The 20,248-nt window shown below is 41.9% G+C and carries 22 protein-coding genes; 10 read left to right on the top strand and 12 right to left on the bottom strand.

Features of this window, described 5'->3' with window-relative positions; all coding sequences use genetic code 11:
- Positions 1 to 933: S-layer family protein (locus RMY63_RS08945; RefSeq protein ID WP_322728367.1), on the top strand; the 933-nt coding region annotated here is incomplete at its 5' end.
- A 39-nt stretch (positions 934 to 972) separates the two neighbouring features.
- On the opposite strand, the gene RMY63_RS08940 is transcribed toward RMY63_RS08945, so the two are convergent.
- On the bottom strand, positions 973 to 1,173 hold the full coding sequence (locus RMY63_RS08940; RefSeq protein WP_322728366.1) for a hypothetical protein: 201 nt from the start codon (positions 1,171 to 1,173) through the stop codon (positions 973 to 975).
- A 161-nt stretch (positions 1,174 to 1,334) separates the two neighbouring features.
- On the opposite strand from RMY63_RS08940, the gene RMY63_RS08935 reads away from it, so the two are divergent.
- Positions 1,335 to 1,709, top strand: coding sequence for a hypothetical protein (locus tag RMY63_RS08935; RefSeq protein WP_322728365.1), 375 nt, complete (start codon positions 1,335 to 1,337; stop codon positions 1,707 to 1,709).
- A 5-nt stretch (positions 1,710 to 1,714) separates the two neighbouring features.
- On the opposite strand, the gene RMY63_RS08930 is transcribed toward RMY63_RS08935, so the two are convergent.
- The 5 genes from RMY63_RS08930 to RMY63_RS08910 all read right to left on the bottom strand — a co-directional run bounded on the left by RMY63_RS08930 (position 1,715) and on the right by RMY63_RS08910 (position 6,893).
- The gene (locus RMY63_RS08930) at positions 1,715 to 1,909 is read right to left on the bottom strand and encodes a hypothetical protein (RefSeq protein ID WP_322728364.1); all 195 of its coding nucleotides are present in this window, start codon (positions 1,907 to 1,909) and stop codon (positions 1,715 to 1,717) included.
- A 12-nt stretch (positions 1,910 to 1,921) separates the two neighbouring features.
- Positions 1,922 to 2,692, bottom strand: a complete 771-nt coding sequence (locus RMY63_RS08925; protein WP_322728363.1) for a DUF928 domain-containing protein — start codon at positions 2,690 to 2,692, stop codon at positions 1,922 to 1,924.
- Positions 2,693 to 2,796: 104 nt separating this feature from the next.
- Positions 2,797 to 5,232: a CHASE2 domain-containing protein gene (locus RMY63_RS08920; protein ID WP_322728362.1), complete on the bottom strand. Its 2,436-nt coding sequence runs from the start codon at positions 5,230 to 5,232 to the stop codon at positions 2,797 to 2,799.
- 23 nt (positions 5,233 to 5,255) lie between these two features.
- Positions 5,256 to 6,221, bottom strand: coding sequence for a DUF1822 family protein (locus RMY63_RS08915; RefSeq protein ID WP_322728361.1), 966 nt, complete (start codon positions 6,219 to 6,221; stop codon positions 5,256 to 5,258).
- 33 nt (positions 6,222 to 6,254) lie between these two features.
- On the bottom strand, positions 6,255 to 6,893 hold the full coding sequence (locus RMY63_RS08910) for a sigma-70 family RNA polymerase sigma factor (protein ID WP_322728360.1): 639 nt from the start codon (positions 6,891 to 6,893) through the stop codon (positions 6,255 to 6,257).
- Positions 6,894 to 7,119: 226 nt separating this feature from the next.
- Between RMY63_RS08910 and RMY63_RS08905 the strand changes: the two genes are divergently transcribed.
- The 4 genes from RMY63_RS08905 (at position 7,120) to RMY63_RS41720 (ending at position 9,297) form a co-directional block, all read left to right on the top strand.
- Positions 7,120 to 8,601, top strand: coding sequence for a site-2 protease family protein (locus RMY63_RS08905; protein WP_322728359.1), 1,482 nt, complete (start codon positions 7,120 to 7,122; stop codon positions 8,599 to 8,601).
- 42 nt (positions 8,602 to 8,643) lie between these two features.
- Entirely contained in the window at positions 8,644 to 8,832 is a 189-nt protein-coding gene (locus RMY63_RS41725) for a DUF6888 family protein (RefSeq protein ID WP_416212494.1), read from the top strand.
- Positions 8,813 to 8,995 (top strand): DUF6887 family protein, encoded by a 183-nt coding sequence (locus RMY63_RS08900; RefSeq protein ID WP_322728358.1) that lies wholly within the window; start codon positions 8,813 to 8,815, stop codon positions 8,993 to 8,995. The genes RMY63_RS41725 and RMY63_RS08900 overlap by 20 nt, the downstream gene beginning before the upstream one ends.
- Positions 8,996 to 9,156: 161 nt before the next feature.
- Positions 9,157 to 9,297: a DUF6887 family protein gene (locus RMY63_RS41720; RefSeq protein WP_416212496.1), complete on the top strand. Its 141-nt coding sequence runs from the start codon at positions 9,157 to 9,159 to the stop codon at positions 9,295 to 9,297.
- Positions 9,298 to 9,381: 84 nt separating this feature from the next.
- Here the strand turns inward: RMY63_RS41720 and RMY63_RS08895 are convergent, their stop codons facing one another.
- The 5 genes from RMY63_RS08895 to RMY63_RS08875 form a co-directional block, all read right to left on the bottom strand.
- Complete coding sequence (locus tag RMY63_RS08895; RefSeq protein WP_322728398.1) at positions 9,382 to 10,641, bottom strand: glycoside hydrolase family 10 protein; 1,260 nt, start codon at positions 10,639 to 10,641, stop codon at positions 9,382 to 9,384.
- A 53-nt stretch (positions 10,642 to 10,694) separates the two neighbouring features.
- On the bottom strand, positions 10,695 to 12,005 hold the full coding sequence (gene nifN, locus RMY63_RS08890) for a nitrogenase iron-molybdenum cofactor biosynthesis protein NifN (RefSeq protein WP_322728357.1): 1,311 nt from the start codon (positions 12,003 to 12,005) through the stop codon (positions 10,695 to 10,697).
- Positions 12,005 to 13,447, bottom strand: coding sequence for a nitrogenase iron-molybdenum cofactor biosynthesis protein NifE (gene nifE, locus RMY63_RS08885; RefSeq protein WP_322728356.1), 1,443 nt, complete (start codon positions 13,445 to 13,447; stop codon positions 12,005 to 12,007). Before nifE ends, nifN begins: the two co-directional genes overlap by 1 nt.
- A gap of 568 nt (positions 13,448 to 14,015) precedes the next feature.
- Positions 14,016 to 14,993 (bottom strand): nitrogenase iron protein, encoded by a 978-nt coding sequence (nifH, locus tag RMY63_RS08880; protein ID WP_322728355.1) that lies wholly within the window; start codon positions 14,991 to 14,993, stop codon positions 14,016 to 14,018.
- A 451-nt stretch (positions 14,994 to 15,444) separates the two neighbouring features.
- Positions 15,445 to 16,578, bottom strand: a complete 1,134-nt coding sequence (locus tag RMY63_RS08875; RefSeq protein WP_322728354.1) for a substrate-binding domain-containing protein — start codon at positions 16,576 to 16,578, stop codon at positions 15,445 to 15,447.
- Positions 16,579 to 17,118: 540 nt separating this feature from the next.
- Here RMY63_RS08875 and RMY63_RS08870 point away from each other — a divergent pair.
- A complete protein-coding gene (locus RMY63_RS08870) occupies positions 17,119 to 17,484 on the top strand; it encodes a hypothetical protein (protein ID WP_322728353.1) in 366 nt (121 codons plus the stop codon).
- Positions 17,485 to 17,583: 99 nt separating this feature from the next.
- Positions 17,584 to 17,958 carry a hypothetical protein gene (locus tag RMY63_RS08865; protein WP_322728352.1) on the top strand — a complete coding sequence of 125 codons (375 nt, stop codon included), beginning with the start codon at positions 17,584 to 17,586 and terminating at the stop codon, positions 17,956 to 17,958.
- Between the two features lie 172 nt (positions 17,959 to 18,130).
- On the opposite strand, the gene RMY63_RS08860 is transcribed toward RMY63_RS08865, so the two are convergent.
- Positions 18,131 to 18,343 (bottom strand): hypothetical protein, encoded by a 213-nt coding sequence (locus RMY63_RS08860; protein WP_322728351.1) that lies wholly within the window; start codon positions 18,341 to 18,343, stop codon positions 18,131 to 18,133.
- Positions 18,344 to 18,464: 121 nt separating this feature from the next.
- Between RMY63_RS08860 and RMY63_RS08855 the strand changes: the two genes are divergently transcribed.
- Entirely contained in the window at positions 18,465 to 19,106 is a 642-nt protein-coding gene (locus tag RMY63_RS08855) for a hypothetical protein (RefSeq protein WP_322728350.1), read from the top strand.
- 10 nt (positions 19,107 to 19,116) lie between these two features.
- Positions 19,117 to 19,923 carry a pentapeptide repeat-containing protein gene (locus RMY63_RS08850; protein ID WP_322728349.1) on the top strand — a complete coding sequence of 269 codons (807 nt, stop codon included), beginning with the start codon at positions 19,117 to 19,119 and terminating at the stop codon, positions 19,921 to 19,923.
- Positions 19,924 to 20,248: the final 325 nt, after the last annotated feature.

Raw genomic sequence — 20,248 nt, 5'->3', positions numbered from 1 at the left:
AGCGCTGATAATCAGGTTGCCAGTACCTTGTCTGCTTCAGCAGGGTCAAATTCAAAAGGGAATGCGGGTAATTTGAGCATTACAACTAATACCTTGCTAGTGCAAGATGGAGCTGGAATAACCGTGGGGAGTTTGGGAACAGGAACCGCAGGTATCATGACATTAAATTCTCGCTCCATTCGTTTAGATAACAACGCCTTACTTAGCAGTAACACACAAAGCGCTATTGACCCTAATGGGGAGCAGGCGACAATTAACATTAACTCACGAGATTTGTTAATGAGTCGCAATAGCAAGATCTTCACCAACGCCAGAGGCGAAAACGTCATCGGCGGCAACATCAACATTAACACTGATTTCCTCATTGGTTTTGAAAATAGTGATATCAGAGCCGATTCTACTAACTTCCGTGGCGGAAATGTGCGAATCAATGCCCAAGGTATCTTTGGTATACAGTTCCGAGACGTAGAATCTGATACAACAAGTGACATCACTGCAACAGGAGCAAGTTCTGAGTTAAGTGGTAATGTAGAACTTAACACGCCGGATATTGACCCTAACAGTGGCTTAGTTAACTTGCCAACCGTACCAGTTGATACGCAAGTAGCACAGACTTGTCAAGCTGGTGGAACTTTAGCTAAGAGCAGTTTTACTATAACTGGTCGAGGTGGCTTGCCCCCTAATCCAGATGAAGCTCTTAACACTGATGCAGTGCAGGTAGATTTAGTGACTCTCAATCCAAACGGTGATAACCGCGATCGCTCCTTTGTTCCCAGCAAAATAACTACTCCCGCACCAGAACGTATCATAGAAGCTACTGGTTTGGCGCTAAACGAAAAAGGGGAAGTCGTTCTGACAGCAAATCTTCCCACCACTACGCCCCATAGTCCTTGGTTGAAGTCTGCATCTTGTAGAGCAATTCGTAATTCGTAATTCGTAATTTCACAAAGTCAGATTGCAATCTGGTTTTTTTCATCGATCTGCAATTCGATTGTATCGGCTGACAATGCCATTGTTTTGACTAACAATTCGATTGTATCGGCTGACAATGCCATTGTTTTGACTAACAATTCGATTGTATCGGCTGACAATGCGATCGCATCGATTTACAATGCGATTGTATCGCCTGACAATGCCATTGCCTCGGCTTGCATAATTTACAGGAGTTTTCATGTTTTTAGACCACACTCTTGATTCCTCTGTGCGCCTGGAGCGGCTTTGCGTGAGATAAAAAAGATGTAGTACATTTACCCGAAAATAGCTGTAAAAGTCTCCTGTTCGCTTTAGAGTTGTAATGGGCATATTAAATGTATACTTTATTACGGTATACATCTATGCCTATCCAAGATACAACACGCCGTTTGCCTCCTCAATCAATTAGTCAAGATATTACTTCATTGCACGGTTTTCAAACCATCAGCACCTATGAAACAACCCGTGCTGATGCCTCTGCTGCAAACTTACAGCAAGCTTATCAAACTATGTTGAGTTTTCAACAAGCCGAAATCGAGAAACTAACTTTATACCGTGCTGCCTCTGATGCTGCGCGATTAGCAGAATGGGAATTTCACAATGCTGTATTAGCGATGAAAGAAGTTGTGCGCGGGCAATATGGGTCAGACAGCGATCAAGCTCAAGCAGTTGGACTAAAGAAAAAATCAGAGCGCAAGCGTTCTAACCGTAAAAAGTCAGTTGCGGCTGCAAGTTAATCAACTTAACCATTAAGTAAGCATAGAGCATCGCTGACTTTTCTCCAAAGGCGATCGCTCTTCACTGCTAATTCTGGCGTTGCTCCCGTTGCGGGATTTATCTGGCGCAAAGGCGCAAAGACAAGGCAGTGCGCCCTTGCAGTTCTGCCGACAGCCAAGCAACTGCGGTGCAAAGGAAACTCTATAAAATCATCCCACATTTATGCAACGCCCTAATTCTCTAAATTGCAGCACTCCACCCTTGGTTCAGTTATAAAATTATTCAAACCAACAGCTTGCAACAACGCCGTCCAAGAAGGATCTTGCAAATTGGGGCGACGCAATTCACTAGCAGCACTCAGCGCTTCATACCAAATACCATTAGCCGCATAAAGGTTTACTTGCTGGCGTAGTGTTGCTTTTTCTAATTGAGTTTTTAAAGCAAGCTTTAGTTGCTCTCGTTTTACATAACCTTCAACATTAGCAATAATTTGGTTATCCTTCTGACAGTAAATGTTGAAATACCAACGATACCGCTTACCTGTCTCTAAAGGTGCTGCTTTTGAGGGCAAACGAAAGCTAACTATTCCTGGTGTCTCCCTTAAAGAAATTTTATAAGTAGTTTGATGTTCTGCTTCATCTTCTAGCACAAACTCTCCAGATGTAAAGTCCGATGCATAAGGAACATAAAATAAGAAACTAGGATGCTCTCTGATCGTTGTTCCAAAGACCAATTCTGAGTTTGAATAAATAGGTACTAAAGCTGTGAGCCGCTTTTGAGAAGAAGTCATGCGCTTATTTATATCCTGACCACAGCCACGGCTACCTGCTTCCCCTCGCTTGCCTGGTTCCCCGATGTCTGATGGTGGGGGCGGCGCAGCGAAAATCAGTGATTGATTTAATTGTCCTTTGGGGTTTTCAGGCTGTGCCTGCACTTGTGTACAGCTAAGGAGTGTTAAACCCATGACGAGGAAAAGTTGAATCCTTTGTACAAACAATTTCATTTGTTTTATACCTCAAGTTGTAGAAATCAGTTGTCGCTGACCAAAGAAAAAAGGATACAGAGCCAATGAATTTATTTATGGAAAAGAAAAAATGCAAAGCAACATTAATTCAAGCCCCCGGATTTATCCTGGTCGTGCTTCAATGCGTGAATTTTGAATTTTGAATTTTGAATTCCCCGCAGGGGTTGACCTTGTTGTGTAGATAGATAAATCGCTACTGTGCCACCAGTAAGCACTAAAACTAAGGTTGACGGAACTAGGGGAACCCAAATGCCCTGATAAAAGAGAATTAAGCAAAGAATGTATAAGCCTCCAAGTACACCTCCTGCTGTTAGCAATAGATATAGTCTCGAACGATAGCGCCAAGTAACTGTCTGCGACACGGCGTAGCCGATCGCACCTCCAACCACAGACCAACTCCAAACCCATAACACTTCAACCCAAACAGGCAAAACTGATATCAAAGGTCGGCCATCAAGCACAGCACTCACCAGCTGACTCACCATTTGCGCTTGCAGAATCACTCCTGGTACTTCCTGAGAAAAACCCTGTTCAGTGATGTAGGGAGTAGGACTATAATCACGGAAGCTTTGGGCAGTAGTACCAATGAGGATAATTCGGTCTTTAACTTGTTCGGGGTTGACCTTTCCTCTAAGAACATCTGTGAGTGTGACTTGAGGGGCAATTTCTAAAGGTGAACCTTGGAAAGAGCGGTAATTCAGCAATATTTGATAGCCCCCGATATCTACTTTTTGATAGCCGCCCATCTGCGATTCTGTTTTAGAGCCATTTCGCGATCGCAAACGTTTGAAAACGATCTTACCTAGCTGTAAATCTCCTTGGGGCGTGTATTTCGCAAAAATCCCTTTTTTCTCCAAATAGTGGAATGCCAGTTGGGCATTAAGGGCGTAGCGTGCAGTACAAGGAGACGTTGGGTTAGCTGGCTGCATTGCTAATAAATGACGACGCAAAACATTATCTGAGTCGGGAACAATATCACTAAATCCTTGGCGTTCTGGTGGTACTCCTTTTGGAGGTGAAACTCCGGGATAGTTTTGGGTGCGATCGCTAACTTTGCAAATTGCAAAGAAATTCTCATCAGTTTTCCAACGAGTAGTTAAAGAAGCCTGGTTAGGTTGTACTGGTTCAGCACGATAAATATCCAAGCCAATGGTTCGCGCTTGGAACTGTGCAAGTTTATCTAATAGTCGCGCCAGTGCAAGATTTGACAATGAGCCACTTCTTTGCTTCTGCTCTGGGAGGTAAAGATCGTCTTCAGTGACAGTGACGATCAATAGGCGCGAATCTTGCTTTTCCTGTGGACGCGATCGCATAAATTGGTCATATAAGAGCAACTCCCATGTTTGCAATCCTCCTTGATGTCTTACCCCCATTACACCAACAGTTATCAGCAGGCTCAACAATAGCAAGGTTCCAAGGCGACGAATGTTGGGAATTCGAGACTTTGCCCAAGTCATTGGCACTACGGCAGGATGTTCGCTAATTACTGGCAACCAACTTGCACCTGGATATTCCTTTTCTATTCCTTTGAGCCTTTGTCTGGCAGTACGAACCGCAGCATATATAGATTGTCCTGCTGAAAAAACCTCTAGAAAATGCTTTAAAAATTTTTGAGCTACCTTATCTGGTACTGGTTCCCGCATGACAATAATTTGCGGAATCTGTAAATCTTGTAGTTCTTGCGCTAATCCTAATCCATCACAAGAGTTGAAAATCGCCAATTGTAACCCGTTGGCAACAGCATTTCTCAAGGCATATCTGAGTTCATCAATTGTTAATTTATCTGTTTTATTAATATAGATACAACTAGCTTCACCCTCACTCTTGCTATGACCAGCAAAAAATAAGATATTCCAAGGTTGTTGCCACAATTTGTCGTCGATGTCTGAATATTCAGGTTCTACTAAAAAAGTTGTAATGGCATCAGGTAATTTCTCTAGTAACTGGCGGTCTTGCTCTACATCAATACCGTCACTATTGCCTAAAATTGCCAAAATTCTAATTTTATTTCTACTTATGGATGTCTGCAATGCGGCTGTTACTGGTTCTGATTCTGGAACACTGAAAACAACTTCAGCTTTGAGGTAATCTCGATCTATCAAATCCCACAAATGCCAGGGAAGTTTTTTGAGTTGCAAACAATGAGTGCGAATCAACACCCGTACTTCTTCATCTGGCATCAAGTGTTTGAGCCATTTTTCCCGCACGGGACGAAAAGACTCTGATAGCAACCAGTTATTCAGATGCTCCCGTACCTCACTAGCTTTTGTATTGCACTCCTGACGTCGCTGGGAAATAGAACCATCGTAAATAATTTTTTTGGCTTTGATGCGGGTAAATTTCCACAAGCTGCGATATGTGGACTGCCATTGGTCAATTGCTATTGCCATATCTGGATTGGAGGGTAGCTTGCCAGTAATTTCTGTAGTCGGGCGTTTGCCCTCTTCTCCAATCTCCAGCGTTACCTGCACGCCTAAGTGCAAATCGCCATCTAGCTTCAGCACAACTAACTTTCTCATTGGCAGCACCCCTGCTGTTGTTTTTAACAAATGACAAAATTTTCTGTGATGCTGATATCTCCCAGAACAAGTTTAACGCTGAAACGTTCTCCCACTTCACAACTAAATTCCAATTGAATATTCTTATTGCTGCTTCTTGTTTGAGCTTCCATCACAGATGCTCCCTCAAAATCCAGCACCATTAGATGGAGATTTGGTGGCAGATAATTTTGTCCATTTGTCGGATGTACTTCTACAATAATGTCCATTTCTTCCTCGTTGTCCGCAGGTAAGGTAACAACTAAAACCACTGCTTGAGCAGTTAAAAGTTTTCCTAAATCAATTAGCTTACCCCTGCTAAGAAAAGCGCCTGCTTTACTTCTCATACTCCAAGCTGGATTGACACCTTGAGTGCCTAAAAGAGTCTCAACCTCTTGCCACCCAGCTTCAAAAATATTCTCTAACCATTGCTTCAAATTAACTAAATTATGATTATAGTCCAGCGAATTATCAGCTATTTCAGCAACCTGTAATTGAGAAAGTTCTTCTAAATACTCTAAGAGATTGTCTAAAGGTTGCAATTGGTTAATGGGTAATAAATCAGTTTGTACTTGCTTGATAAATCCCAGTAGAGTTGCTTCTCTAAATGATTTGCCAATTTGCACAGCTACATAGCCAATTCGATTTGACTGTACTTCCGGCGGCACATAAACAAATTGTGCATTTTCTAATACTGGACGACATTCTAATAAGCCCAAGTTTTTTAGCGACAAATCAGCAATATCCATAAGTGTCTGTTGGATGACATTCCAACTATCACTTTTATTCAAGTCTGTCTCAAATCCCATGCAACATAGATAATAATTTACGAAAGACACAGACAAAGTATTGAGATAAACTTGTTCACCTTTTGCTTGTGTGGCTTGTTGTCTGCGTAACTCTTCTGCTCGATGCCTTCCATTCACAGGGATCGGGGCTGAAAATGTTAAACTGTTGATGATTTTGCTCATATTTTTGCCTAACTGATTAGATGAAATTAAACATTAAATATATAAATATTCATGGAATTTAGTAGCAAATTTTTTCAAACTACGTTGGTAAAAATTATGGAGAGATGTAATTCCAATACCCCATTCTGCTGAAATCTCTTTCCAGGAAACGCCAGAACATCTTCTTTTAGCTATAGCTTGAAAATTTGCCTCTGGATGACCTTTGATGTGTTCATTACAAAAAATTAATTCTGGGTCAGTTTCTATACATTCTCTTACTTGTTCAAATAAAGACATAGGTTGAGATGAAGGTATATTTTCTAGATGAGAGTTTTCGAGATTTATTTCATTTTCTTTCCCGATAACTTTGGGGATAGCCTCTGGAAAAAAACGTTTATTTAATAGCATATTTACCCAAGTCATCACTTCGCCACGTTCTGGGTCGTACTTATTAATATTGTTGTCTTGACAAAGATAGAAAAATAAATTTTGTACTGCTTCATCATAGATATCTTGATAAAGTAGTTGAAATTGACCTTTATAAGGATGAACAAGCTTACCTGACTGCCAAATAGCATTAATCAAACGTGTTAAGGCTATCCGCTTTTCCTTCGTTAGGTGTGTGTATTGTTGGGCTGCGATCGCTAAGTCTTTAAGTTGTTCATCTAGTTGTTTTCTCCAGTCATTACTCATAAAAGACCTCGAATCAGAACGCACCAAGTTGCAAATTCATCTATATCTCAATGTATTGAGCGCAACTTTTACACAAACCAGCCACAATTGTTACAAAACTTTGTGCTTATGCATTGAACTGAGGACTGAGAAGATTTGGCTAGACGACAGGCGGCGTTATAAATTAATAAGTGTATCTGCAATACCGGACTTGTTCTGGCTTAGTCTCAATAGCAAAGGTTTGGAGATGTTCACTTTATCAGAAACTTCTATCCTGGCGGCAATCCTACTGGTAGCTTTAGGCATTCTAGGCTGGGGCTTTTATCGCGCCAGACCTTTTGGTAAGCTGGGAATCTTAGCCTGGTTACAGTCGGTAGTATTGATGACTCCTTGGCTCTTGTTTTTTGGATTGTTTGCCGCAGGGATTTACATCAATATAGCGGGTATATTGTTCTTAGTGGTGACATCCGCCGGATTGTACGTCTATTTGGGCAGACAGTTACGCGCAGCTGGGCAAGATGCCATCCTCAAGCAACGCGCAACCGAAAGACTTGCTGCTGCTGACTCACTTGAAGCAAATTCCCCACAATTAGCAGTCGCAGAATTGAAGGCGGAGATACCGCCGATACCAGAAGAGGACTTGAATGCAATTAAAGGCATTTTTGGTATCGATACATTTTTTGCCACAGAAACCATCGCCTACCAAGATGGAGCCATTTTCAAAGGCAATTTACGGGGAGAACCAGAAGAGACTCACAACCGTCTAACTGCAAGTTTACAGCAACGCCTTGGCGATCGCTATCGCCTGTTTTTAGTGGAAAACACAGACGGCAAACCTGTGGTGGTTGTCCTACCGAGCCGTAACGATCCCCGGCCGATGTTGTTATCGCAAAAAGCCTTTGCAGGTATTCTGTTGATAGCAACTATTGCCACAAATCTAGAAGCTGGGGGCTTATTGCTGAATTTTGATTTTTTTGGCAATCCAGGGCGGTTTCAAGAAGCTTTGCCCATAGGCGCTGGCATATTTTCGATTTTAGTAGCTCACGAAATTGGTCATTGGTTACTTGCCCAGCGTCACCAAATTCGCCTTAGCTGGCCCTTTTTTCTACCCGCAGTGCAAATTGGCTCTTTTGGTGCAATTACCCGCTTTGAGTCTCTCTTACCCAACCGCAAGGTATTATTTGATATCGCCTTAGCTGGGCCAGCCGCAGGTGGTATTGTCTCTTTGGTAATGTTGGTAACGGGCTTGCTGCTTTCTCATCCAGGTAGTTTATTTCAATTACCCAATCAGTTTTTCCAAGGGTCGATTTTGGTGGGAAGTTTGGCGCGAGTTGTCCTTGGTTCGGCGTTGCAGTCACCGTTGGTAAGTGTTCATCCTCTAGTGGTGATTGGTTGGTTGGGGTTAGTAATTACCGCTTTAAACTTGATGCCCGCAGGACAACTAGATGGTGGGCGGATTGTTCAGGCGATTTATGGACGCAAAACCGCAAAACTGGCAACGATCGCAACTTTAATTTTACTGGCAGTAGTATCTCTCGGTAATATAATTGCCATGTACTGGGCGATCGTCATTTTCGTTTTGCAACGGGATCAAGAACGCCCTAGCTTGAATGAAGTCACTGAACCTGATGATGCTAGAGCCGCTTTGGGGCTTTTGGCTCTATTCTTGATGATTACCACGCTTCTACCCCTAACTCCCGCCTTGGCTGGGCGTTTGGGAATAGGATAGTGCCTATGGAGCCAACACCCGAATAAGCACATAAAGGAGGATATGGAACCAACACCACAGCAGCTAAGAACGGTGTATATAGCCTGCTACTGGCTAACAAAAATGTATTTACCCGTCTATCTTGTAACGCTTGATTCTAGAAACACGAGAATAGTAATCATCGCGGGTGAAGAGTCAGTAATTGTCATTAATAAGCAAGGAGAATTGAGCTATGACCAGCCCGAATTATGAAGCAATGACCACAAAGGAGTTGCGGGCTTATGTTTTAGCACACCGAGATGATCAAAACGCCATCAACGCTCTAGCAAACCGAGTTGAAACAAATGGAGTAAAGTTAGATTTTCCAGAACAACTGCCAGATGTAATACGTAGACATCAAGAACAGCAAGAGTAAAACTAAATCCAAATCTTTAATAAAGTGTTGTGCTGCAAACACAACGCTTTGTGTACAGAACATAGAGCAAGCTTGATGGACTTCGTTCAAAAGTATCAGCAAAACCAGAGATGACAAAACCTAACTTTCAACAAATGCCTTTAGAGTAGTTAAGAGCTTATATTTTGGAGCATCGCAACGACGATGAAGCATTCCATGTCTATATTGACAGGAGACGTGCCCAATCTCCAAAACAGGTTCCAATGACAATTGAGGAAGCGGAGGCTGATTTCCAGAGACGGTTTGGACAGCAAGCTAGTTAAAATACCATGATAGATTTTTAAGTGATTGTCGATGAACATTCACTGAAATTAAGCGATGTGTTCACCGACAGTTTGTGAAGAAAATTAACTGAACGGCTTCCAACCTGCTAGCAAATTCGGGTAAGCTGTTGGTGTGGGGAAAATTTTCTGGAACCCAGTTTGACGATCTTGTGGCTTTTCTTTGCTCATATTCCAAAGGGTTTCATAGAAAAAGAAAGAAACTCCAGCGAAATTGCGATCGCGTACTTTTTGCACTTGTGTTTGAATCTGTTGTATCGGTACAGATTTGTTTTTCAACCCAGCCAAAATGCCTACACTCACGGGAATATGGCTTTTTGCTGCTTTCACTTCTGGGTATTCTAATTCGCTGATAAACACATTTAAGTCATCCCGATAGATTTGCAAAACTAAGTCTTCAACAATTCCTAGCCGTTCCCACTTCTGCCAATCTGCTAAAAAGAACTCATAGGAAAAACGTTGAGGATTGGGTGCAACGGAGACTATACAATCTTTTTTAGTGGCTTTGATAGCTGTGAAAACCCGTTTCATAAACTCGGTGATTTTGTTAGCTCTCCAACGTACCCATTCTGGATCTTTAGAGTTTTTGGAGGGAGCTTTACCCCGGTGTTCTTTTTTGTAAAGTGCCACTGTATAAGCATCGTAGCCTAATTCTGATGGTAAGCCAAAATGATCGTCAAATTGAATACCATCGATATTGTAGTTTCTAACAATTTCAACAATTAAATCTTGGATGAACTGTTGCACTTCTGGGCGAAAGGGATTTAGCCAAACGCGATTATGTGTGCCTTCTTTGACAATCCGAGTCCCATCACTGCGACTAGTGAGCCATTGGGGACGATTTTTAGCTAATAGAGAATCCGCTGGTGCCATGAAGCCAAATTCAAACCAGGGAATCACTGTTAACCCTTTTTGATGTCCCACATCAACAATTTCTTTGAGAATATCTCGCCCTTTGAGTCCGGGAGTGGGATCGAGCGATCGCCCGATAACCTTGGCTGCAACTTTGCTAGGATACAATGTATACCCCCAATTCCAAACCGCCGGATATATGGTGTTAAAATTGAGTTCATCAAGGCGTTGCAAAGATCCCTTGAGGCGATCGCGCTCAAATAACACATCACTATCAATATTTGTTAACCACACTCCCCTTAACTCAGATGCTGACGCTAGCGGCAGATTTATTTGAGCTTTCAATGGGAACGACAACATCAACGTAGCGATCGCACTCAAGGTAAGCATAACGACAAACAAAAGAGACTTTCTACTTTGGCGAATATTCCACCAAGAAGAAAACTCAACACACCACTTTACAAACCTTTTCATCATTATTTAAAATGTCTATGTCACTGAAGGAAATATCGGCATGATAACTAATATTAATGCTTAACCTTTATTTCCTGCTCTAAAAACAGATTGCCAATATCAAATAAAAGTTGCATAGTACCTCGATAGCCAACCTTGGTGAACTGACCATAATCTAAGCGGTCAAAAATGGGAATCCCTTGACGGTAGAGAGGAATTTGTAAGCGTTGAGCGATCGCTACTCCATGAGAGTTGGTAATTAGTAAATCAGATCCAACTGCCAATTGCTCAAAGTCTTCCAAATCGCCGATAGTAACGCTAGGAATCGGAAGTTTTTCCAAAAGAGGAAAGCGTGTTGTTGTCACTGCTGAGTGAATCTCAACTCCTAGCGATCGCAAAAAAGAAACTGTTGACCAAAGTAAATCAGGTTCCAGCGCCAAAGAAACTCGCTTGCAACCAAAGTAAAAATGATTCTCCAACATTACATATTGTAACTGACGGCGTTGACGGCGGTATTTCTCTGGTACGTTGACACCACTGATATCCGCCAATGCTTGCAAGAATTTATCTACTGCTGCTAGCCCCGTCAGTTCATCAAATACCTCATAAGGTATATTGAATCTCTGCTCCAAAATTTGCGCCCCAGCCCGCATACTATCACCTAGTGCCAAAGTGAATACAGAACTACCAATTGAGCGCAACTTTGCCAAAGACGTGCCATTAGTTGTAATGGCACTACAAGAATCTTCTATATGACCATCTACTGAGCCAGAAAGGTCAGGTACAACAATAGGTACGAGTCCAAAAGAGGTGACAATCTCTTTGATTTCCTGTATATCCCCTGGTGTGAAGGCAGAACTAGCCAAAATAGTAATTTGTGTGCCACAAGCGTCTTGCTTAGAGCTTTTTTGAGGAATTTCCCTGACTATACTCTCAACTGCACCAGCAAAGCCATCTTGTAATGTACCTTTGAAATCAGGTGTAGAGACAAGTACAATTGGTAAATAATCCAATTCTGGGTGACGGTGGCGAATCTCCTTGACAAAGCGTCCCATATCATCGCCTCTAGTTTCCACCAATCCAGTGCTACAAAGACCGATAATTTCTGGTTTGGATCTCTGCACTAAAGTCAAGATTGCTTGTTCAACTCTTTCCTCGCCACCCAAAATGGTTGCAACTTCAGTCATTGCTGTACTAGAAAGGGGAATCGTCTGACGGAAGTGCTGTACCAATACTGCCTTAGTTAAAGCAGTACAGCCTTGAGAACCGTGTAATAAAGGCATCATTCCCTTCAACCCCAAAAAGGCTAAAACTGCACCCACAGTTTGACTTTGCTTCAGGGGATTAACTGCAACAGATGTACTCGTAACGCTAATAATTGCCATTAGATGTCCTCCTCTAAAGAAGATGAGGGGGATGAGGGGGATGAGGGAGAATTTACTTCCCCATCTCCCCCATCCTCTGACCACGGGGCTGGCTGGTATACTTGCTGCCACACAGGGTTGTAAAAAGCGGCATACAGTTCTCGTGCTACCTCTAAGATTCCTATATAGCCTGCATAGGCATGATTGCGTTCTTGATTAATATCTAGGAATGAAATTCTAGCTGTGAGAGAGGTATCTTGATAGTGTTTATCAGCAATTAACATATCAGCTTGATTTTCGTTAATTATCTGTAAAATTTCTTGAGGAGTATTTTGCTCTAGAATTATGCCATCTTGACCCAACAAACTTTTGATTCTAATTTTGTCCTCTTCAGTATTATTCTTAGTACTAATAGCAATAACTTCCATTCCCAATTTCTTAGTAGCAAAGATAATCAACCAACTCTTGAAACTTCCAATAGAAAGGATAATGCGCTTACCTTGCAATCGGGTAATATACAGAGCGAGTTTTTCATCTATTGCAGCAGTTTCTTCTACAATTAACTTTTCTGTACGTTCCTGCAAATCAGGATTACCTAACTTTGCAGCAATATTCCTTAGACATTGATTGATTGACTCTATACCATAGATAGACTCTTCAATATAGGGAATGCCATATTTTTTTTCCATCCCTTTTGCCACGTTGATTAGTGCTTTGGAGGAGAGTATGACGTTAAGTTGGGCACGATGAGCATAGCGAACTTCTTTGTAGACAGCATCGCCTGTAATTTTTGCCAAAACTCTGATACCTAATTTCTCCAATAACGGTAGAATATTCCATATTGCACCTGCAATATTATGTTCACCAATTAGGTTGATGTCATAGAGTGTACTAGTCTCTGGTTCAGCTGTTCCAATAACGTGTTCTAGCAACGCTTCACCAGCAACACGGTTGCCCAAATTTTGGTTTCCAATGAATCCAGGACAATGTACAGGGATAGTAGGTATTCCTGTTTTGTCGGTGGCATCTTTGCAAACTCCCTCAATGTCATCTCCAATCAGGGCGGTGATGCAAGTGGAGTAAACAAATACCGCCGCCGGTTTGTAGCGTCTTGTTAATTCTAAAATACCTTTATACAGCTTTTTGGCTCCACCAAAGATGATATCGTTCTCATCAATGTCGCTGGTAAAACGTGTCTTGTACAGCATCGAACCAGAGGAGAGACTACTGTAACTTCCCCAAATACTGGCAGCACAGCCACTTGGCCCGTGAACTACATGAGCAGCATCGGTGATTGGTACTAGGGTAATCATTGCACTATCAAAAGCGCAACTCCCTTGAGTAGTTCCAGGTTGGGGTAATTGTGTGGAGGACTTTTTTTTATGCAGTTTCTGCTGCTGAGGAGCATCTTCAGAATTGGAGTCACTGAGCGAATCGTTAATTTTTCCTGGGGTGGGATTCATTGGTTTGGTGACAATAGGTAGAAGTTATTAGGTGTTAAGTGAATGTCAAAAAGCTTTCATAGGATTTTCATTTATTAACCGTGTATCTAAAGAATGGAATAAAAGGGAATGAGAAAGATAATTTTTCATCCCCTAAAATATAAACACCAACTAGGTTAGAGAAGGAGAAAACAAAAACACGAACTAGACTATTAAAGTATTAATGTTGCTGTGTAGACCTTGAAAGATTAGTGTTAGCACGGTGAATTTGAAACAAACAAAAGTTAAGATTGGCTATTCGATTACCTCCATTTTAAAGGATTTTTCAGGAGTGATGAGTGCTGAGTCCTGAGTAAGAAGTAATGAATAAGTAGTATTAATGAATCTTCCCATTCTTAGCCGAGGTATTCGCTACTCAAAACTAATTTGATGCTTAGTCAGTCTAATTTTACTTTTTACTCAGCACGGGCTAAACCTTAGCTATCCGCTAATGTTACTCAGCACTCAGAACTGTTTTGGTGAGAGGGTGGGCTATTTTTTCCCACCTGATATTTACTCTGGATTTAGCACCTGAATCTAAATAAGAACCTTACTTCTTCTCACTAGCAGAAACTATTTCTACGTTTCCTTTTTTCAGCGCTTCTAGTGCTTCGCCTTGAGCATCTTCTAGCTTCTTCTCACCATCTGCTTGAGCGTTGGCGGCACCTATCAGTTTTGCAGCATTTTCTTCGCTTTCGAGAATACCAAATTCAATCAACAAATCTTCTAGCTCGTCCATCTCAATAGGTGTGGGAACGGCAAGATTTGTATTGTTGATAATCTTGTCCGCTAATGTCCGGTATTGATTAGCTTGATTGCTATCGGGTGCGTACTCGTTGACAGTCATCCGACGTAATTCGGCGTGTTGCACGATATTGTCACGGGGGACGAAGTGAATCATCTGAGTACTTAATCTAGCTGCTAGAGTGCTAATCAGTTCGTCTTCTCTGTCAGTATTACGACTATTACAAATTAGACCTCCCAAGCGCACGCCGCCAGTATGGGCGTACTTGAGAACACCGCGAGAGATGTTATTAGCAGCAAACATCGCCATCATTTCACCGGAGGTAACAATGTAGATTTCTTGGGCTTTACCTTCACGGATTGGCATAGCGAAACCACCGCACACAACGTCGCCCAATACGTCGTAGGATACGAAATCTACATCTGAGTAAGCGCCGTTTTCTTCGAGGAAGTTGATGGCGGTGATGATACCGCGACCGGCGCAACCTACACCAGGTTCAGGGCCACCAGATTCCACACATTTGATATCTCGGAAACCATTGATAACCACTTCTTCAAGTTCGATATCTTCCACAGCACCTCGTTCAGCAGCGAGGTGCAACACGGTAGTTTGAGCTTTACAGTGCAGAATCAAACGCGTAGAGTCAGCTTTCGGGTCACATCCCACAATCAAAATCCGCTTACCCACTTCTGCCATAGCAGCAAGGGTATTTTGGGAAGTGGTAGATTTACCGATACCGCCTTTACCGTAGAAAGCAATTTGTCTAATTTTTTCGTCGGACATGATGATTGATCCTGCAATTATTTGTTTGGTGGGTCTGTCGGTTTATCAGGCGATTGTGCTGTCAAGTTACAGCAGTTACCATCTGTAGAACGTCGTTGGAGGCGCTCGTTCTACAGCAAAAAGAGTCCGAAGAAAGAACATATTCAAGTTTTGGTCAGTTTTTGTTGGCCATTAGTCATTGTTTTTTCTGACTAATGGCTAGAGCGATAAGATATCACTCAAGGGATATTGCGAGTATTACCATCCGCTCACTCAAATGATTTCTCTGGCGGTAATAATACCAATTAGAAAAAAGAAAGCTACAGATTCTAAACTCGAAATCCCAATTACGAATTACGAATTACGAATTACGAATTATCAAAGGTTGCTCATACCTAAAGAGTGGTTGCAGCAGGATTTAAATTTACGCCAAGTTTTCCTTTAACCACACAACCAACCATTGCAATCCACTCTAAACAGTCGCTACAACTTCCCCAATCTTGCTGATATCGTAACCGCCGAGAATTTCAAATTGTGAGTGAACCATCCGATGTCCCAACGTACTGAGCAACTGCTGTACAGGTGCTTCTTCTAAATATTCCTTGAGAATCACCAAATCATATCGTGACTGATTTAAAGGGATAAATCCCAGCCCAAAAGCGGTAGCTACAGATCCCGTACTCATACCAGCATCTGCAATTCCTCCTACTACAGCTTGGGCAACATCTTGGTGACTTTTGAGTATATTGTCAAAGCCCTGAACAGCATCGAACGGTATCTGCTCTTTTTGGAGTGTTTGTTCCAAAAGCATCCGACTACCGGAACCTATTTCGCGGTTGACAATAGTCACTCCCCCTGCAACTAAGTCAGTAACTGTTCTAATTCCCATTGGGTTCCCTGACTTCAATAAAAGTCCCTCCTCCCAGACACCAAGGGTAATCAGAACTGCTTCCCTGCCAGCCAGAACATCTCGAACAAAGGGAGTATTATACTGACCAGTCTCAGGATCGTACAAATGCATTCCAGCGATGTGCGCCTCACCTCTGCATAGACTGTGCAATGCAGCCATACTATTGGCGAAGTTATATTGAACTCGCAGTTGGGGATGCCAGCGTTCGGTGGCTCTTGCCCATAGTGAAATCACAGGGGCACAACCAGCAATCACAACAGTGTTGTGAAGTGTATCGAGATTATCGTCTAGTAACCTGACTCGAATTTTATTTGTACCTGTGCAAGTCTCACCCTCACCATCAGCCGGAATCATATCTTGGCGAAAAGCATCCTTACCAATCAAGGGATAAGCTATCCATTGTCCTCCCACACGAGCCATACTAACTCGCAGTTGCTGACCATTAGGAACAGGTTTGGCAAGAACGGCTTCTATTTCAGGTAAATCCCGCTCTAACCAGAATAGATCCTCAACTTGACAGCCAAGCGCTTTGGCCAAGCGAAGTGTTATGGCTACTGAGGGAGCATATAGTCCCGACTCTACACCACTAATAGTCTGACGAGTCACATTAGCGATGTTAGCCAAATCTTGTTGGCTCATGCCTAAGCGAGTTCTAATCGACTTCAAGTTATTACGGAGGTCACTATCCTGCTTCATTGGCTTTGTCTCTTAGTTTCAAAAAGCCGTAGCGGATTTAAACATTGCATCTGCCAAGGCGAAAGTCTTGTCTTTGAGTTTATATCATTTCTCTTTGAAGACTTTTTGTGCTCTCGCTGTCTTGATTCCCCATATAAAAAGACTATCACAGAAATTGCCAATTTGCTTGCGAAGTGCAAATTATTTTTGCGGATGTTTGCTTTTTACTTGCTATCTTGGCTTAAAAGCTCTAAATTCCAAGAAACAGAGCATTTATTTAGCAGCTAGTTTTTACCAACTAAATTGGTAAATAGTAGCGTTTAATACAGTTTTAGAGATTAGTTTCAGCTTTGATGCTTGATAGACGAGTAATACAAACAGTAGAAAACATACCAACCAATGAGAGTTATTTGGGGTAAATTTTGCCCTGACGAAAAATTACCTATTTGACTAAAGTGAATATGCACATAGCATCAGCAAAGAATTGCTGTTTTAAGTTTTTGCACAATCAATTAGGTATTTACCAAAGTATGCGATCGCAACAAAGCAATGGAGAGAGTAATGATTACTGAAGAAGACTTAGCCCAGCAATTTAACGTAATTATTGAACACACTCATCCACGGGTATGGAAACTGTTAAGCCAATGTTATGTGAAGATAATCAATCCTCATCCTCACTTAACAAGAGTGAATATAAAAACATGCATCCGTCAGTCAAAATACATTGGTATTTATTGCCCTGACAGACTAATTAGTGCGGTAGTCGAACAAAAAAACTTACTCAAAGAAGTAGCAGAATACTTGGGGCTAGTTGAAGTTGTTTGCTTGAATGCCAATAACTTGATGCGCGATCCACTTTCAAATATCAAGCAAGCTTATCCCCAGTTGTGGTTAGACTTGTTGTGGATTGTTACTCAAGAAAAATAATCTATCAAACTCGATTTTTCTGCAATATTCAATCTGCAAAAAATCAAAAGTACCAATCTTCACCGCAGCTTCGTTACTTTTGAAGCTTGCCAAAACCTTATGAATCAACCATGCTTACATCCAGACGATTTGCCTTCACCTCAAACAATTAAGCTGAGTGAAATACTATTCAGACAGCTTGAAGAAGCAACTAAAAAAAGCTTTTTCTTAGCGTGCGATCGCATGACACGGATTTTGTTATCGGGTTGTCATTGGTATTTCCAAATCAATAGTGGCGTTTTGACGTTGATTGTGATTTGTAATAATATGGAAAGTTATCGCAATATCATGAAAACTGTTCCTCAATTTGCCGATCGCTTAAAACAGTTTGCCAATAGAGCTAAAATTACTGTCAGTTCTCCAATTGACAAAGGTATACCGTGGGTACTCAGCATAGATAATGTCTTACCTGAAGGGGATTTGCCCAGTACCTGAGAGATAAACCAGAAAAATCGCGATCGCCTCTTTTCTTGAACATTGGCGATCGCACCGAAAAATTCCGTCAATCTTGTCCCAAACCAGGACAAGGTGTTTAAGCGCTTTGTATCTGCTTATTTGCCTGATTAAGAGGATAGGGATGAAAATACTTTAGGAAAAACAACTTGAGCTAGAAAGAGCCATATTTATTGGTATCTAATCCTTGTGATTCCAGTTGTGAGATGTTGGAGAAATATTTGGGGTAAAACTGGGGTAATGTAAAGGGGTCAAGATGTTTACAAAGCAGCTGTGTTAAACAAAAATTATGTCGTCCGATCAAAGTAGATTTTATCCCAAGACGACGATGGTCTTCTAAATAAGCATTAGCTTCTATAATTGCCATTTGACACACGGGTGTAGATCCGTTAACGGGTTTTGCGCTCCCTTGTACCCTATATTGTCAAGTTAGGCGCTTATATCTTGCATATAGATAACTTTTACCCTCACGACTGGAGAGCAAAATCTTGGGCATAGAATTACGCAGTTTCGTATTTCTCGACAGCCTGCAACCTCAACATGCAGCATATATGGGAACAGTAGCCCAAGGCTTCTTACCATTACCAGGAGATACATCACTGTGGATTGAAATCTCTCCTGGTATCGAAATTAATAAGATTACGGATATAGCCCTGAAATCTGCCTCTGTCCGTCCGGGAGTACAGGTAGTTGAACGATTATACGGACTGTTGGAAGTTCATTCTAGCTCCCAAGGCGAAACCAGAGCTGCTGGTCAAGCTATTTTGGCGGCACTGGGAGTCAAAAGAGAGGAATGTCTGAAACCGCGTGTTATTTCTAGTCAGATTATCCGCAACATTGATGCTTATCAAACACAACTGATTAATCGCACCCGCCGGGGACAGCTACTACTAGCAGGTCAAACGCTGTATGTATTAGAAGTGGAGCCTGCTGCTTACGCCGCACTGGCTGCCAATGAAGCGGAGAAAGCAGCGAGGATTAACATTCTTGAAGTTCAAGCTGTAGGTAGTTTTGGACGGCTTTACTTAGGTGGACAAGAACAGGATATTCTAGCAGGAGCAGCCGGAGCATTAACGGCGATTGAAAGTGTCGCTGGTCGGATAAATTCTCTGGGTGGGCGTCAGGAGTAAAGGAGAGAAAATGGCAAATCGAGAGCATCTAACTTTACTCAAAGCAGGTGCAGTTAAATGGATTGAGTGGAGAAAGAAAAATCCGCAGATTGAACCAGACCTCAGCGCCGCTAATTTGCAAGGCGATAACCTTAGAGGCGCAAACCTCCAAGGGGTAAACTTGAGAAAAGTTGATTTGGGTAATGCTTTACTTGTGCGGGCAAACCTCAGTGGTGCTGACCTCAGTAGTGCCAACCTCTATAAAGCCTTCCTGAATGAAGCTAACCTGAGTGCGGCTAACTTCAGTGTTGCTAACTTGAGTGGCGCTATACTTACGCAGGCAGATTTGAGTTATGCTAATTTGATTGGAGCTGACTTAAGTCAAGTGGATCTTAGAGGTGCTGCGATCGCATCTGCTAATCTAATTGGCACTGACTTAAGAGACGCTAACTTGAGAGATGCCGATTTAGGTACAGCGAAGTTGATTCGCGCTAACCTCACTTTTGCCAACCTGATTGAAGCTAACTTGATTGCGGCTGACCTCAGTGAGGCGAGTTTGTACAAAGCAGAAGTTTTAGGGGCTTATCTTTACAAAGCTGACCTATACAAAGCTAATCTGACCAAAGCTCACCTCAGTGGTGCATACCTATTGCGGGCTAACCTAAGTGAAGCTGACTTGAGCCAAGCTGACTTAAGTTGGACTAACCTTAGAGGCGCAAATCTGGCAGGGGCGAATCTCAGAGGAACTAACCTTAGAGGAGCCGACATTCGGGGAGCTAACCTCAGCGGCGTAAATCTTCAAGAAACAATTATGCCTAACACTTCAACACACCATTAGTTTACAAGAACAAGGAATTAACGTTTAGATTCATTTTTTGGGGCATTTCTTTCCACAAGAACTATAGCAAAGTGCTGAGTGCTGAGTGCTGTTAGCGGTAGCGGGGCGTTTAGCCCGTGCTGAGTAGAAACTCAGTATTATCAAAGGTTTCAGCAACCAACATAGTCCTAACCTATGCTTCGACTGCTATATATAAAATTTATGTAAAGCTTAACTGTTATTCATCTGAAAATGTTTTGGATAATCTATCAATTTAACTTATGTATTTTCAGATGTATTTCCTTAATAGAAAAAGTATTTTTTTTCCAAACTAAAATTGATATTG

This window comes from Nostoc sp. ChiQUE01b (assembly GCF_034531255.1).
GTDB lineage: Bacteria > Cyanobacteriota > Cyanobacteriia > Cyanobacteriales > Nostocaceae > Nostoc.
This window is presented reverse-complemented; position numbering and strand designations above follow the sequence as displayed.